The following is a 16395-nucleotide window of genomic DNA, read 5'->3' on the forward strand; positions in this document are numbered from 1 at the left end:
CTACAGCTCCTTTTCATAATAATAAAAAAAGCCTCCGTCCCAAAAGGGACGAAGACTATTCGCGGTACCACCCTAATTCCGGCAGAAGCCGGCACTTAGCAAACGTAACGTGTTTAGACGCAAAGGCTTACTGAATAGTTCAGCCTTTGTGCTCCAGCGGGAAAGTTCAGTATACTTTTCCAAAAGACGCTTGCAGCCGGTGACGTCTTCTCTCTTATGGAAAAATGGATATACCTAAAGGGCAATGCCCCCTCGCCATCTTAGCATTTATCCAGCAAGCTTTAAAAACGGTATTTTTAAGCCTGCATGCTCCATAGTTAAGGACTTTATTCTCAAATCCTCAAACTACAGCAATTTTAATTTGTAGTATACCAGTTTTATCGAATATGTCAAGGGTATTGAGGTAAAAAGTCACGGCAAACACATGAAAAATATATTAATTTTTAACTTTTAGCGCCGCAGATTTTATTCATTTTGTCCGAATTTATTTCAGATAAAATGCAAAGGCATTCAAAGTTTTAAAGGAACTTTGGGGACTTTCCCACAGGAACCTCATCAAAAAATTATTTTTATAAAAATTTTGGCCCCTGTTAATAGTAAATTTATTATAAAGAAGTGGCAAAAGCCTATTCCCTGCAAGCCCAAAAACACGGATTTCCTTCGGAAACGGTACATTTTTAAGCCTTCGTGAATATATGGTTTTGCTACTATTTAACTTTAAATTTACTATAAATTTAAGCAAGGGCCTTTTCAAGCTCTCCTATTTCACTATAGGGATAAAGTCTTAAAAGCTCCTTATACTGCTCGTTGGTAAGCCCTTGGGTATTTACATAAATATTAATTTTACCCTTTGTATCGGCTTCCTCAAATTTCTTTTTAATTTCATTAAATTCTTTATCTTCCATTGTTTTTTTATCCTCCTTCTCATGTTTTTTAAATATTTCATAAAGGCCCATGGCCAGCAGAAAAAAGCCGAAAGCTTTCCTTAAAAGCTCCCCTTCCATTTTAACTGCTATAAAGGCCCCTGCAAAAGCACCAATAAGCCCCCATATCACTAATTTCGGCACAAGCTTTTTCTCAATATTGCCATTTTTCCAATGGGAGATAATCGCTATTATAGCCGTAGGTATAAAATATATGAGATTAATATTCTGGGCTTCATGCTGCTCCATGCTATAAAAAATTGCAAGGGCAGGGATTAATATGGTTCCGCCGCCTATGCCCATTCCGCTTATAATTCCAGATGCAAGCCCTATGGCTATATACATAATCATAAAATCATCCTTATGGCTGCTGCTATCATAAAGGCACCAAATATTTTGTGCAGGGCTTTTCCTGAAAGCTTATTTAAAAACTTAGCCCCTATATAGCCTCCCACAATGCCTCCTGCGGAAATATAAAGAACAGCCTTGTAATCAATTTCGGTTTTTCCCATGTAAACAAACAGGCTTAATACAGTCAAGGGAAGTATGACGGCAATGGCCGTAGCATGGGCTTTGTGGGCGTCTACGCCGAGAAACCTTTCCATGCCCGGAACCACAATAGTACCGCCGCCGGAGCCAAAAAGCCCATTGGCAAGGCCTGCTATAATTCCTAAAGCCGCCGTTTTAATTTTATCCACAAAAAAACTCCTTCCGCGGTTATTGTTTACACTCCGTTAAGTTTAAAACTATCCAAGTCTTGAAGTTTTGAGCTTAACATTCCACTATATAGCCGGCAAGCTTTTATCTGATTGCTTATATCAAGCTGCTTTTAAGTTTGCTGACTATATACAATTTAACAAGCTTTTTTGAAATTTGTTAAATATATTATAGTATCCCACGAAAGAAGTTTTTTATTTAGATATTCTTGATTAAATATGAAATCGTATCATTGTCAATTTGCTTTTCTCTTATTTTATGTTCTCTATAGCTAAAAACTTACAGGGTCATAAAAGCAGATGAATTATTATATATAGTAAATTTCCTATAAAAAAGTAACAAAACCTATTCATAAAAAGCTCAAAAACACGGATTTCCTTTGGAAATACATTTTGAGCCTGCATGAATATACGGTTTTGTTACTTTAAAACTTTAAATTTATTATAATTAATTAAAATAGCTTATTTTTTTGAATTAAAAAATTTACAGTACTCCGTCATAAAGCAGATTTCACATTTTGCCGTAGGCGCCTTGCAGATTTTCCTGCCGTGGGCAATCACTTGAGGATTATACTTAAGCCAATGGTCTTTTGGAATAATCTTCATTAAATCAAATTCTATTTTATCCGGGTCGGTATTTTTAGTAAAGCCAAGTTTAAATGAGATTCTTTTCACATGGGTATCCACAACGATACTTGGTATTTTAAAAATATTTCCCCTGATAACATTGGCGGTCTTTCTTCCTACCCCGGGAAAGGTGGTTAAGACATCAATATCCGAAGGCATTTCGCCATCAAATTCATTTAAAAGTTTTGACGAAGAAAGAATGATATTTTTGGCTTTGTTCCTGAAAAAGCCCGTTGTTTTTACGTCTTTTTCCATTTCATATAAATCTGCCCTTGCAAAGGACTCCAAGTCGGGATATTTTTTAAATAAGTCCTTTGTCACTATGTTTACCCGATCATCTGTGCACTGGGCGCTAAGAATCGTCGCTATCATAAGCTCATAGGGCTTTTCAAAATCAAGATAGCATTTTCCCTCCATGGGATAATATGTATCAAGGAGTTCTAAAACTCCCTCTACTCTTTCCTTTATAGTCATTATTTACCCCCTTAAAGCGTTACGGAATCATATTTTGCATTATTTGAAAGAGCGTCTCTTTCATAATAATTAAATAAAATATAGGTTTTGTTATTTTTTATATTTCCTGTTTTAGAAAACGTGTAAACATCGTATTCAAATTCCTCTATATGGCACATTCTGGCAAGCTGCTTTGCATTAAACGCCGAAAGATTTTTAAAATACTTCTCTTTATTTTCATCGGCGTCGTAGAAGCTGTCCAGGTTTTCTTTAAGTTTTGCATAATTCGTTCTTTTGGCCCATTGCGGGAGATTTTTAATATTTTCATTTAAAAATAGATCAAATTTAAGCAAATCACAGGCAATCCTCATATCCATTTCACTAATATCCGAAAGAAAATCAAAGAGTATATTAAAAAGCTCAATTTTACTGTGGGAAACTTTATGATGCTCCTTATCCTCCCAATATTCCATAAAGCTCTCATAAAAAGAAAATGGGTCACTGTAGGTATTAACGGCATATTCAAGAGTGTTTTTAAATTTTCCGCTGTTATAATATGTTTCAAATACCTCTTCAAGCATTTTGAGCCTTAAAAATTCATCATAGGTCAATTCATTGGTATATAATACTTCATAAGGAGCCGTTTCTTTATAGACGATTTTATTTTTCTTTGCATCTCTTCTTAGTCCTGAGCCTCGAAGAAGCTTTAAAAACCCTATTTGAAGCATGTCCGCCTTTACAGCATAAACATCATTAAAAGATTTTTTAAAGCTTTCATATCCCTCTTTGGGAAGGCCTACAATAAGGTCAAGATGCTGATGAATGTTATGGAAGCTTTTAACTTTCTTAACCTTTTCAAAAAGCTTGTCTAAATTTGTCCTTCGTTTAATATCGCCTAAGGTATCCCAATTCGTCGACTGAACCCCTATTTCCAGCTGAAAAAGCCCGGGCCTCGCCTTTTCCAGGGTACTGATCATTTCATCATCAAGCAAGTCGGCGGATATTTCAAAATGATAATTAGTAAAACCGTTATCCTTTTCTATGAGGTACTGCCATATAAAAAGAGCATGCTTTTTATTGCAGTTAAATGTTCTGTCAACAAATTTTACCTGTTTCGGCCTGTTTTCATAAAAGAAGGTTAAATCCTCTTTTACCCGCTCAACAGATAAAAACCTTACTCCATGTTCAACAGAGGAAAGGCAGTATTGACAGCTAAAGGGGCAACCTCTGGAACTTTCATAATAAAGAATTTTATTATCAAGACCTTCAAGGCCTTGATATACGAAGGGTATGGTGTTTAAATCCAAAAATTCTCTGTCTTTATTTTTAATCAACCGGCCGTCTTTTTGATATGCGATTCCGTCTATATCATAAAAGTCTTCTTCATTTATAAGCCTTTCCGCAAGCTCCTTAAAAGTCGCTTCCCCTTCCCCCGTAATAATAATATCGGCGTTCAGGTTTTCAAATTCTATTTCATAAGAAACCTCAGGCCCGCCAAGGACGATGATGGTTTCCTTTAAAATCTTTCTTAAATTTCCGCATATGTTTTTTATCATTTCTATATTCCATATATAGCAGGAAAAGCAAATCACTTGAGGCTTTATTTTATTAAGCTCCCTTAAAATAAAGTCCTCACTGTTATTTATAGTAAATTCCCTTAAAATTAAATGTTCCTCATACGCTCCGCAGTAAGCCATGATGCTTCTTAAGGCAAGAGAAGAATGTATGAATTTAGAATTAAGGGCAGACAAAACAATTTTAATTTTAATCACTCCAATATAGTTACCCTTTTATTGAATCCGCCTTATATGATTATATCATAAGCGTAGTTTTTGCTCATACATTTCACTTCGTAAAATGTATTCGTGAATAAAATCAAACAACGTATGATTTTATTCATATTATATCATAAGCGTAGTTTCTGCTCTTATATTATATCGCCTTAAGATATAAGAGTAAATACTACGTAAACCTCCATTTTTAACCATGGAAAGAAAATATTAATATATTTTTGAGTTGTACTTACTCCAAAACCTATATTATTTCATATGAATATAGAAGACCTATTCCAGATTTTATTTCCTCCAATATAATTATAGTAACTTTAAATTTATTATAATTATAATATTATATAAAGCTTTGTACATATATTTAGTATAGCACATATGGAAGGGTCGGTTTATATGGGCAAAGCTTTAAGGCGTAAAAAAACAAGGCCGCGTAAAAAACGCTTAGGTATTTTCTTAATGTCTTTAGTGTTTGTGTTTGTTCTGCTTTTTACAGCCTTTATCATAATAGACAGTAAAATATTTCCTCTGGTTCTTGAGGTCTTGGAAAACGAGCTTGTTTCAACGGTAAATATGTCCATAAACGAAAGCGCCGCCAAGACGATTTCCCAGTTGGAGCTTACAAGCAGCGATTTTTATGAAAAAAGTGAATCGGAGGATGGAAAGATAAATTCCATCGCCGTAAATACCGTATTAATAAACACCATCTGCAATCAGATAGCCGTAGATATTTCCGAAAACTTAAATAACATAGGACCTCAGAAGGTAAGCCTTCCCATAGGAAGCATTGCCGGTATAAAGACCCTTGCGAATATCGGCCCCAGTTATACGGTTACAGCCCTTCCCATGGGAAACGCCGTAGTAGATTATAATTCCTCTTTTGAATCCGTAGGCATAAATCAGGTAAATTTTCAAATATGGATAAAGGTTGATACAAAAATAAAAGTAGTAAATCCGCTCCAAACCGCAGAAATAAACATAACTAGAAAGCTTCCTCTTGTAAATACCATAATCAATAATGAGATACCAGCCGTATACTTTAACAATCCAAAATAAATTTTAAGGGAGTGCGCATTATGAAGCCGCTCCCTTTATCGCGGGCAGAGATTATCTTCCCCTGGATTTAAGTTGTTCCTATAGTAAAATAGCTTTCGAGGCAGTAATAAAAACCTATTTTCATAAACGGCTTAAATATAATAGAAGCGCTTATATTAAGCCATTCATAGCCAACAAAAATAAAAAGAGCTTTGCTGACTATAAAAGAACGTTCACCTAGCTTCCCTGTAAGTGTTTTCAGGTTCACTATAGTAAATTTCACAGAAGGAAGCAATAAAAATCTATTTTTCATAAACGGCTTAAACATATAAAATCCCTATGTTTAAGCCGTTCAAAATATGCGATTTTTATTACTGTTTCATTTGAAATTGACTATAAGTATAAAATACACGGTTTTGTTACTGTACTCAAATTATTTTACTATATATGGTTTTTATGATAGAATTAAATTGGTTTAAAAATTAAGACAGCATTATTGCCTGTCGGTTTATAATAGATTGCTATAAAAGCAGAATATTTTACTGCTTTAAGGCTATAGCCGTATTATTAGAATAGGTGAATTTAATGAGATATATTGAAGATTTTAAAGAAGATGACAGAATAATAGACCATTTCCTGTGTAAACAGAAGCACAGCTTAAAGTCCCGCTCCGGAAAAACCTATCTTTCTCTGAAGCTGCAGGATAAAACGGGAACCATAGACGCAAAGGTTTGGGAGCTTAATAACGATATTCAAAGCTTTGAAGAAAATGACTATATTAAAGTCGACGGCGTTGTGGTTACCTATCAAAATGATGTTCAGCTTAAAGTAAGTAAAATCAGAAAAAGCAAAGATGGAGAATACGATCCCTCCGATTATATCCCCGTTACGGATAAGGATATAACCTCTTTGTATAATCAGCTAAAGGAATATATAGCCTCCGTAAGAAATGTTCATATCAGAACCTTGCTTGAAAACATATTTTATAAAAACAGCATCATATCCGAAAACATCAAAACCCATTCTGCGGCAAAGCAGATGCATCACAGTTTCATGGGAGGGCTTCTTGAGCATACTGTGTCGGTGGTTTCCATATGCCAGTATTTAAGCGATAAATATAAATACGTAAACCGGGACCTTCTTATCGCAGGCGCCCTTTTACATGATGTGGGAAAGATTTACGAGCTTTCGTCCTTTCCTGAAAATGAATATACAGATGACGGCCAGTTAATCGGTCATTTAGTTATGTGCTCGGAGCTTATAGGAAAGGAAGCTTCCAAAATAGATAATTTTCCTCATCAGCTTGAAAGCCTTTTAAAGCATCTGGTTCTTTCCCATCACGGGCTTTTGGAATACGGCTCTCCAAAAATTCCTCAGACTATTGAAGCCTTTATCCTTCACTGTGTAGACGACATGGATGCAAAGGTAAAAATGTTCGAGGAAATGATACAAAGCGACAATACGCAGGGCAATTGGGTTGGATACCATAAAATGCTAGCCAGAAATATAAGAAAATCTGATTTCGATGAAAAATAAAAATGATTTTATATCTGCCAACGAAATAAATAAATTCGCATACTGCAATTATCAGTGGTATTACGAGAGGCTTTACGGAGCGTCGGAAATACGCAGGCTCTATAAAGAAAGAAATGAGGCCCTTGGCATAGAAGGCTCCGCCAAGGGCAATTTTTCAAAGGGCCTTGAATTTCATGACAAATTTTATAAAAAACAAAAGCTCCTGAAATCTTTAAAATTAGCTCTTTTTGTAATAAGTGCAATAGTCGGCCTCATGGCAGGCTTTTTATATTACTATATTTACTTACAGTAATTTTCTTATAAAGAAACAATAAAACCTTATTCACTTTAACTCAAAAATACGAATTCCTTTCTCAAACGTATATTCTTAAGTTAAAGTGAATACAGGGTTTTATTACTGTTTAACTTTAAATTTATCATACAATATGAATAAAATTAAGCTTTGCTTAATCTTATTCACGAATACATTTTTCTTTAGAAAATGTATAATCAAAACCTATGGTTTATAATACAATAATCCGGCAGACTTTAAATATCCCCAGAAGATTATGGGGATATTTTGTGGATAATTTCCTTAGAATTTTGGTGAAATATATGAAGGATTATCTTTTAATACTTATACTGGTTTTTTCGGTTCTTTTTGCTGCAAGGCTGATTTATTTTATAATTTCCCATGTAAAATACCAGGTTAAAAAGAAGAAAATTAAATTTCCCGGTTCAGGATACCGGCTTTTTTACTCTGATGAGAAAAACACCCCCAGAAAAGAAAATGTTATCTATTCTAAGCTTTTAAAAAGCGAAAAATACGGCTTACAGGGAAAGCCTGATTATATATTTTCAAAAAGGGGCAAGCTTTTACCTGTAGAGCTTAAAAGCGGAACCATAGGAGAAGAACCGCTTCCCCGCTTTGGTGACCTTTTACAGCTTGCGGCGTATTTTATTATTATAGAAGAATGTTTCGACACCCATCCTCCATACGGTGAGATTATTTACAGCGACTATATGTTTAAAATAAAAAACACGAAAAAAATAAGAAAAGAGCTTTTAGATACAGTAGAAAGTATGCGGCTTATGCTTACGGAAGGCCCTATGGACGAGCCTTCCTGCGAGTATGTAAAATGCAGGCATTGCCTTTGCCGAGGAACTGTATGTGAATACTGCGAATTTTAATAAGCTGACAAAAATGAAAGTTTTTTTTGTTAATTATAAGGGGATACCTACTTAATATAAAATAGAACTGCCATAAGGGGACAGATATGTTTAAGAAAAACGATGAAACTGAAATACTGATTTCCGATATAGGAACAAAGGGCGAAGGTATAGGAAAGATTAATGATTTTGTATTTTTTGTAGACGGGGCTTTGCCCGGGGATATATGCCTTATAAAAATACTTAAAGTCAATAAAAGCTACGGTTACGGTAAAATTATAGAAATAAGAAAGCCCTCTCCCGACAGGGTTTTATCCCCCTGCCCTGTTTCAGATAAATGCGGGGGCTGCTCTCTTATGCATCTAAACTATGAGGCCCAGCTTAAACTAAAGCAGAAAAAGGTAAAAGACAGCCTGGAGCGGATAGGCGGATTTAAAAATATAGAAGTATCCCCTGTTGTTCCCATGGAAAATTTAAGGGGTTACAGAAACAAAGCTCAGGTTCCCGTAAGAAATGTAAAGGGAAATCTTGAAGTAGGCTTCTTCGCCAAAAACAGCCATAATTTAATTCCTGTTACCGACTGCTATATACAGACGGAGACTTCCTCTTCTATCCTTGAAAAAATTAAAGAATACGCTGTCTTAAACGCCATACCTGCCTATGACGAAGAAAACCATTCAGGAATACTTCGCCACGTATTAATAAAAACAGGTTTTAAAACCGGAGAAATCATGGTTGTCCTCGCAGTAAATTTAAAAGAAGGAAAGCCTCTCAAAAATCAGGATAGTTTAATTGATTCCCTTAAAGTCGTAGAAGGAATGAAAAGCATTGTTCTTAACTACAATTCAAAAAAGAACAATACCATACTTGGCATCTCTTCAAAAACCCTTTGGGGTTCCGATTATATAAGCGATTATCTGGGTGAAATGAAATTTAAAATCTCCCCCCTATCCTTCTATCAGGTAAATCCTGTTCAAACAGAAAAAATGTACAAAAAAGCTCTGGAATTTGCCGATATAAAAGAAACCGATACCGTAATAGATGCTTACTGCGGCATCGGAAGCATCTCCCTTTTTCTCGCCCAAAAGGCAAAAAAGGTCATCGGCATAGAAATCGTAGAAGATGCCGTAAAAGATGCCGAATTTAACGCTCAAGTAAATAATATAAAAAACGCAGAGTTTATAGCCGGCAAATCGGAAGAAGTAATCTACGACCTTATAAATAAAGAAATAAAGGCCGATGTCCTCGTTGTCGACCCGCCAAGGAAGGGCTGCGACGAAAGATTCCTTTCCGCTGTAGCAGATTTTATGCCTGAAAAAATAGTCTATGTCTCCTGCAATCCCGATACCTTAGCAAGAGATCTTAAATTCCTAGGGGAAAAGGGATATAATATAAAGGAAGTTCAGCCCTTTGATATGTTCGGGTTTAGTTATCATGTGGAGACTGTAATAATGATGACGTCTTGCGGTTTTAAGAGCAAAAGTAGACTTTGACCACAAGATGCCGTCGCTTAAAGGAAGAAAAGAGGCTAAAATCCGAGTTAAAATACTCGATTTTAGCCTCTTTTAGTTTAAAAAGAACAGGGCCGCTTCTGTTATAAACTAGTTATAATTTTATTGGGTATTCATAGTTAGCAAAACGGGAACAGCTTTTTTTACAAGTTGTTGTTATAATAAAGCTATCTATGTAAGAAAGGGGCAGATGGCGGGTATTGAATTATAGGAAAGAAATTGAAAAATGTATTAAATTCATTGAAGACCATATCAAAGAAGATATTACTGTTAAAGAAATTGCCAATCAATCTGGATATTCCCTGTACCATTTTTGCAGAGTTTTTAATCTATGTAAGGGTGTATCTGTCATGGAATACATACGAGGACGCAGGTTGTCTTTAGCAGCACTAGAATTATTCAATGGCAGAAAAATTATTGATATTGCTTTTGATTATGGATTTGAAACCCCCAGTGGATTTGCTAAGGCTTTTCGTAAAGCTTATGGTTATAGTCCCACACAGTATATCATACGGATGGCTCGATATGCTGATACAAAAACAACATTTGAAATTGGAGGTTATATTATGAATCCTGTTATTGTAAAAAGACCTGCATTTAAAGTTGCCGGTTATGGAATTAAAACCAATATTACCGGAATTACATATACAAAAGATATTGCATCCTACTGGAGCAATTATAAAGGTGAAAATTTAGAAAGCAAAATGTACAGAATTTTAAATCCGGCTAAACATGGTGAGGTTGGATTGTGTGTTCCATTATCTGAAGATGGAAATGTAATATATCTTTTAGGTGTAATTGTTGATGACTTCTCAAAGGCAGAGGAAGATATGCTGACAGCAGAGGTTCCAGAGGCCGAGTATGCAGTTTTTACTACGACTCCTGTAGATACTTCAAATGATGAAGAACAGACGGCATTTGCAAAGATTATTGCAAGTACATGGAGATATATTTTTGAAGATTGGTTTAAAGACAGTGGGTATATTTACGATGAAAGTAAAATTGATTTTGAATTCTATGATGAACGCTGTCATCATAGAAAGGATACTGTTATGGATATTTATATTCCTGTTAGAAAAGTAAAATAAATTGATATTCATGTGCAATCTTATTTTGTAATTATAAGCAGATTTTAATATATTGGGAATAAATCAAAGAATGAAGGGAAGATAAACTATGTTAAATTATTATGGCAGATTGTCTTCAGAGGTATATGATATAGATAAACCCATAGGGCATTCTTATGGAGATGTAGAATTTTACATTGATAGACTAAGCTCATGCAGGGGGCATATTCTTGAGCCTGCAACGGGAACAGGCCGTGTGCTGGTTCCGCTTTTAGAAAGTGGGCTTACAGTAGATGGATTTGACAGTTCAAAAGACATGCTGAATATATGCCATGACAATTGCAGAAAAAGGGGGCTGAATCCTAAGCTTTTTGAAGCAAAGATGGAGTCTTTTATACAGAATACAGAATATGAGGCAATTATAGTTCCAACGGGAACGTTTCTTCTGCTGCACCAAAGAGCGGATTCAATAAGGGCATTGCAGAATTTTCATAAACATTTATGTACCGGAGGACGATTAATTGTTGATATATTCATACAGACAGATTTTTCTGTAGATACGGTTTCCACAAGAACATGGAGCTGTTCTAATGGTGACATCATTACTTTAGAAAGCAAAATCGTGGAAGTTGACTATATAAATCAATATACTGTTTCTCATAACAGGTATGAAAAATGGCGCGAGGGAGTGCTTATTCAAACCGAATTAGAGCGCTTTCCGTTACGATGGTATGGACTGGAAGAGTTTAAATTGATACTTGAAAGCACGGGGTTTAAAGATATCGTAATTTCTTCAGATTATAAATTTGGGCAGTATCCATCAAATGTTAAAGATGTCATTACTTTTGAGGCTGTGCCTATTAAATAAAAATAAGATTCTCAGAATCCTGAAAAACCCTGAACAAAAATAGCTTTCTATGGTAAAATAAAAAATATAGAAAGTTATTTTTATAGTAAAGATAAAAGAGTGGAACAGTTTATAAAATATATTCTGACACCAAGGGGGTACTATACCTGACGGCCATCGGAATTGTGCACATACAAGGCACGTTGAGAGTATAGTAATGATGACTATTGTGGTCAAAGGAATAAAAAATAGTATTTTATACAATATGTTGTGGTTCTGGGACAATTCTGAGGCAAAAAATGGGCTAAATAAAGTCGCTTTTTTGCCTTTTAAAATAGAAAAAATACAGATAATATAGTAAATTTTAGAGATAGGAAAAAGTTTCGGATAGTTAAGAAGACAGAAAAATAATGTTTGCAGACCTACCTAATGTAAAAATATTAATATGTGGGCCTGATATATAAACAAGTAAGTCTAAACTTGAAAAGGAGAAGCAAATGTCAAGGATTAAAATAACGGTTGTTGAAAGCAAATGCCGGAGCGGTTATCATAAAAAAGGTGATTGTTTTATTATAGAGGATTTATGCCCACCTTTGTGTCATGAATTGTGGAATTGTGCTTATCCTTCGGTCTATGCTTTACAGAACGGGGCAATTTTAGATTATGGTAATGGTAAGGCTTCGATATTTGATGTAAAATGTCCAGACGGAGGGCGGGTAATCATTCACGGTGAATTGATAGATGATCAAAATTCAATTTATAAAAACAAATAATAAATAGCTTATATTAGTATATCTATTTTATAAAAATGAAGTCTATGGTCATCAGAATTACAGCAATAATGCATGTGGAAGTTTGTGTACTTTTGTCAAAAAATTAAGAAAAGTTAATAGGACAGATAAAGGCCATCAGACAATTTTAAAATCAGTAAAAATTGTTTTAGATAATAAATTTATATTTTTATAGGATAGGTGGCAAAAAAAATGATAGAGGAAATAATTCAGATAGACGATATAGGGCTTAATGTACGATATACATTAAATGATAAATCAGTTGTTTTATTTCTCCACTTTAGCGGCGGAAATTTAAATATGTGGGAAGGTATTTTACCGCAATTTGAAAATAAATACAGTATTATTGCTCCTGATTTTAGAGGGCATGGCAAATCCGATAAACCCTTAACGGGATATCATATAGACAATATGGCAAATGATATATATTTATTATTAAAGAAACTAAATGTAGCGCGCTGCCATATTGTAGGTAGCTCCATGGGAGCAGAGATTGGACTTAGTTTAGCGGCATCACACCCAGAGCTTGTCCTATCTTTCATATGTGAAGGCGCCTTATATAATGAGTTTGGAGAATACGGGTTATTTAATGGAACGGAAAATGAAATTCAGCATAAAAAAGAAATCATGCGGACTGAACTAGCTGAAAGGGAAGACCCTGTATTTAAAACAAAAGAAGAGTATATCGAGGAAAAACGAAAGAGTTTATCACAACAAGGATTATGGAATGAATATTTCTCAGCCTTCTTTGAACACAATCTGCAACAGATACAAAACGGTAATTTTACATATTGCTATTTAAACTATGTTAGAACGGAATATGTTGAGAATTATTGGGATGTGAAGTTTGAGCAGTATTATAAAAAGGTAAAGTGCCCTATTCTATTTCTTCCAAGCGAAGAAGAATGGAAAGATGAGAAAATCAGAAGTATCCTATCTGCATTCGCCAGTCTCTTGGATACATATGAAATTGAGCATATAGAAAATTCCATCCATGCGTATGTGTGGATGCAGCTTCCGCTTACAGCAGGCAAAGTAGCAAAGGAATTCATCAGCAAACATGATAAATAAATGAACCTGCCATAATCTGGCTGTCATTCTTTATCAGTATACAATTCAAAAGGAGCGGTAATTTTAGCAGTTAATGATTGTATGAAATCATTGGTAATATTTTCGATGTTATTTATATTTTTTATTCTACTTAGAGGAGCTACTACAGAAATCGGAAACCTGAAATAATTCAATAACACCAAAGGAGGACCCAGTCCAATGGTCATCAAAATTATACCCATAAGGCATGTGAGAGCGTAATTCTGATGCTGTGTTATATTTTCGAAAGCAAAAAGCAGGCTTTGACTATAATATGTCATGATTTGGATATAAAAAAGGGGCTGAAATCGGAGCGTAAAATGCACGATTTTAGCCCCTTTTTCAGTGAAAAAACTGATGCAGAAGCTGAGTTTTTAAATACAGCCCAAAATGTTGCCGAAATCATTTTTTTGTAAAAAGATTTGAAATAAAATCATAATAGAAAAAGAGGGCCTGACGACGTATCAGAATATATGGACTGTTTTTTTAAGCAGAAGAAAAAAGTTCGTCTCGTTTTGCTTTCTCAATGTTGTATTCTTTCTTTTTTAAAGGTATTATATGTTTAATAGTTTATCAGTGCGAACTAAAGAACGAGGAATAAGGAGTTAATTATGGATAAAAAAGAACAAATAGAAATGATACAAGAAGATTTTAAAAATGCACAATCAATTTTAACAGCCATCGGTGATGAAACACGTCAGGTAATACTTCTGGTTTTAATGGAATCCGATTGCAAAAGCGGAATGCGTGTTGGTGAAATCACAGCAAAAACACACCTCTCCCGCCCCGCCATATCACATCAATTGAAAATATTGAAGGATGTCGGAATTGTAAAAATGAGAGAGGAAGGGACTAAAAACTTTTATTATATCAATGTTTCCGAAAAATTAAATATACTGAAAAAGTTAGTTATGGATATTGAACATTTGATGAAAGAATTTTATCAGTAAAATCAAAATATATTTATCAGCGGATAACATTAACTGCAAATTTCCATATCCGTCTATAGAAAAAGAAAAAAATTCACATAGTGGTGAAATCAATCATGTGAATAAGAATATTGAGGTGTGCGTAATGAATAGTACTGTAAAAATTGATATAGAAAAATGCATTGGCTGTGGGCTATGTTGTAAAGACTGTCCTCATCATGTGCTTGTGCTGCAAAACGGGAAAGCCGCAATGCTGGCTGAAAAATGCCTTGAATGCGGCCACTGCGTTGCTATCTGTCCAAAAGATGCTTTTATTATGAGCGGACATGACATGAATGAAGTAAAAACATATGATAAAAACACCTTCGGTATTGATGAAGATATTCTTCTCAACACAATACAGTTCAGACGGTCGGTAAGGCACTATAAAGATACGCAAATAGAAAAGGAAGTAATCAAAAAAATCATAGAAGCAGGGCGCTTTACCCCTACTGGGAGCAATAAGCAAAGGATAAGATATATTGTTGCACAAAAAAGCATTCCTATATTTGAAGATGAGGCACTGAAAACATTCAAGAAGTTGAAACGCCTGTTGGAAATTGTAAGCAAATTTATTAAGCTCCCTTATGATGTAAGCGGATATAAATTAGAACCGGGCTTCTTTTTCCATGGCGCGCCAACAGCTCTCTTTATTATTTCGGATGATGATGTGGACGCCTCACTTGCATCCATGAGTATGGAATTAATGGCTGAGTCGATGGGGCTTGGTACGCTATATGTGGGCTTTTTTGCAGTGGCCGCAAAGCGAAGCAAAAGGATTAGAAAAGAACTTGGCCTTACCAAAAAAGAAAACGTGGTAACCTGTCTTGCAATGGGATATCCCGATGTTAAATATATGCGGACGGTTCCCAGAAAAAAAGCTGAAATTGAGTGGAGATAAAAGCAACTATAAAGGCAGCTATATAAGAATAATTGGAGGTAATTTTATGCGCAGTGCAATAGAAAATAGAGTTTCACGGAGAAAGTTTGAAAAGGAACCGATTGCAGATTGGGAAAAAGAAAATATTATTTCGCTTATTAACCGATTAAATGATACATCTGGTTTAACAATGGCATTCATAGAGGACGGAAGCGGTGCCTTTCAGAAATTAAGAAAAAGCTATGGGTTATTTACCAATGTACGTTCTCTTATATTGATGAAAGGCAAGAAAGACGATAAAGATTTGAAAGAAAAGATTGGATATTACGGAGAAGATTTAGTTCTTGCTATAACTGATTTAGGTCTTGGAACATGTTGGGTTGGAGGCACCTTTGACAAGGATGAATTAACTATTGATAGCAGCGAGGAATTGGCTTGTGTTGTAGTCGTAGGTAAAGTGGCGGCTCCTTCCCTAACAGAAAAAATGGTACGCTCAGCTATACATAGAAAAATAAAGGGTATGGAAGAACGAATCATAAGCGATCAGCCTTTGCCTCAATGGGTGCAAAACGGAATGAAAGCTGTACTGTTTGCTCCAAGTGCTAAAAACACACAAAAAGTAATGTTTAAGTATGAGAACAATATCTTAAGCGCTCAAATCGCGGATGACTACTCAATGGATCTGATTGATTTAGGTATTGCAAAGAAGCATTTCGAGATAGAAGCAAAAGGAAAGTTTGAATTTGGAAATGGCGGTATTTTTCATTTAAAATAAATAAGAACGGCCTCTAAGAAAAATGCCCCTGAGATTTTGATATTCAGCTCCTAAACTCGAAGAACAAATTTCTATTAAAAAGAAAAATAATAAAAAGGAACGAAAATATCGGTTTCTGTTGAAAGGCTGCGAAGATTAAAATACCCAGTACGCTGGGGATTTTAATCTTCGCAGCCTTTATCTTTACTAAATTAGATATCAAAAAAGGAAGAAAATAAAAGCGTAAGGGAGACAGATATAC

General features: G+C 34.9%; 16 protein-coding genes and 1 other annotated feature. Of the genes, 12 read left to right on the forward strand and 4 right to left on the reverse strand.

Going from position 1 to position 16395, the window contains the following annotated elements:
- Positions 1-41 precede the first annotated feature (41 nt).
- Positions 42-271: a binding site (T-box leader), on the reverse strand.
- A gap of 463 nt (positions 272-734) precedes the next feature.
- The 4 genes from NBX03_RS11080 to NBX03_RS11095 form a co-directional block, all read right to left on the reverse strand.
- Entirely contained in the window at positions 735-1274 is a 540-nt protein-coding gene (locus NBX03_RS11080; RefSeq protein WP_323373228.1) for a sulfite exporter TauE/SafE family protein, read from the reverse strand.
- Positions 1271-1621, reverse strand: a complete 351-nt coding sequence (locus NBX03_RS11085) for a sulfite exporter TauE/SafE family protein (protein ID WP_250227841.1) — start codon at positions 1619-1621, stop codon at positions 1271-1273. Before NBX03_RS11085 ends, NBX03_RS11080 begins: the two co-directional genes overlap by 4 nt.
- 480 nt (positions 1622-2101) lie before the next feature.
- The gene (gene nth, locus NBX03_RS11090; protein ID WP_250230269.1) at positions 2102-2734 is read right to left on the reverse strand and encodes an endonuclease III; all 633 of its coding nucleotides are present in this window, start codon (positions 2732-2734) and stop codon (positions 2102-2104) included.
- A 17-nt stretch (positions 2735-2751) separates the two neighbouring features.
- Complete coding sequence (locus NBX03_RS11095; RefSeq protein WP_250227842.1) at positions 2752-4491, reverse strand: B12-binding domain-containing radical SAM protein; 1740 nt, start codon at positions 4489-4491, stop codon at positions 2752-2754.
- Between the two features lie 411 nt (positions 4492-4902).
- Here NBX03_RS11095 and yunB point away from each other — a divergent pair, with 411 nt between their 5' ends.
- The 12 genes from yunB (at position 4903) to NBX03_RS11155 (ending at position 16154) form a co-directional block, all read left to right on the forward strand.
- Positions 4903-5562: a sporulation protein YunB gene (gene yunB / locus NBX03_RS11100; protein ID WP_250227843.1), complete on the forward strand. Its 660-nt coding sequence runs from the start codon at positions 4903-4905 to the stop codon at positions 5560-5562.
- A 564-nt stretch (positions 5563-6126) separates the two neighbouring features.
- The gene (locus tag NBX03_RS11105) at positions 6127-7077 is read left to right on the forward strand and encodes a 3'-5' exoribonuclease YhaM family protein (protein WP_250227844.1); all 951 of its coding nucleotides are present in this window, start codon (positions 6127-6129) and stop codon (positions 7075-7077) included.
- Positions 7067-7369 (forward strand): hypothetical protein, encoded by a 303-nt coding sequence (locus tag NBX03_RS11110; protein WP_250227845.1) that lies wholly within the window; start codon positions 7067-7069, stop codon positions 7367-7369. The genes NBX03_RS11105 and NBX03_RS11110 overlap by 11 nt, the downstream gene beginning before the upstream one ends.
- Before the next feature lie 269 nt (positions 7370-7638).
- On the forward strand, positions 7639-8247 hold the full coding sequence (cas4, locus tag NBX03_RS11115) for a CRISPR-associated protein Cas4 (RefSeq protein ID WP_250227846.1): 609 nt from the start codon (positions 7639-7641) through the stop codon (positions 8245-8247).
- An 86-nt stretch (positions 8248-8333) separates the two neighbouring features.
- Positions 8334-9719, forward strand: a complete 1386-nt coding sequence (rlmD, locus tag NBX03_RS11120; protein WP_250227847.1) for a 23S rRNA (uracil(1939)-C(5))-methyltransferase RlmD — start codon at positions 8334-8336, stop codon at positions 9717-9719.
- A gap of 218 nt (positions 9720-9937) precedes the next feature.
- Positions 9938-10825: an AraC family transcriptional regulator gene (locus NBX03_RS11125; RefSeq protein WP_250227848.1), complete on the forward strand. Its 888-nt coding sequence runs from the start codon at positions 9938-9940 to the stop codon at positions 10823-10825.
- An 88-nt stretch (positions 10826-10913) separates the two neighbouring features.
- Complete coding sequence (locus NBX03_RS11130) at positions 10914-11672, forward strand: class I SAM-dependent methyltransferase (protein WP_250227849.1); 759 nt, start codon at positions 10914-10916, stop codon at positions 11670-11672.
- 476 nt (positions 11673-12148) lie between these two features.
- Positions 12149-12424 (forward strand): TIGR04076 family protein, encoded by a 276-nt coding sequence (locus NBX03_RS11135; RefSeq protein ID WP_250227850.1) that lies wholly within the window; start codon positions 12149-12151, stop codon positions 12422-12424.
- Between the two features lie 210 nt (positions 12425-12634).
- Positions 12635-13513 (forward strand): alpha/beta fold hydrolase, encoded by an 879-nt coding sequence (locus NBX03_RS11140; RefSeq protein ID WP_250227851.1) that lies wholly within the window; start codon positions 12635-12637, stop codon positions 13511-13513.
- Between the two features lie 629 nt (positions 13514-14142).
- Complete coding sequence (locus NBX03_RS11145; protein ID WP_250227852.1) at positions 14143-14481, forward strand: ArsR/SmtB family transcription factor; 339 nt, start codon at positions 14143-14145, stop codon at positions 14479-14481.
- A gap of 124 nt (positions 14482-14605) precedes the next feature.
- Positions 14606-15400: a nitroreductase family protein gene (locus NBX03_RS11150; protein ID WP_250227853.1), complete on the forward strand. Its 795-nt coding sequence runs from the start codon at positions 14606-14608 to the stop codon at positions 15398-15400.
- Between the two features lie 46 nt (positions 15401-15446).
- A complete protein-coding gene (locus tag NBX03_RS11155; protein WP_250227854.1) occupies positions 15447-16154 on the forward strand; it encodes a nitroreductase family protein in 708 nt (235 codons plus the stop codon).
- The last annotated feature ends 241 nt before the right edge of the window (positions 16155-16395 follow it).

Origin of the sequence: Anaeropeptidivorans aminofermentans (assembly GCF_940670685.1) — a bacterium.
GTDB lineage: Bacteria > Bacillota > Clostridia > Lachnospirales > UBA5962 > Anaeropeptidivorans > Anaeropeptidivorans aminofermentans.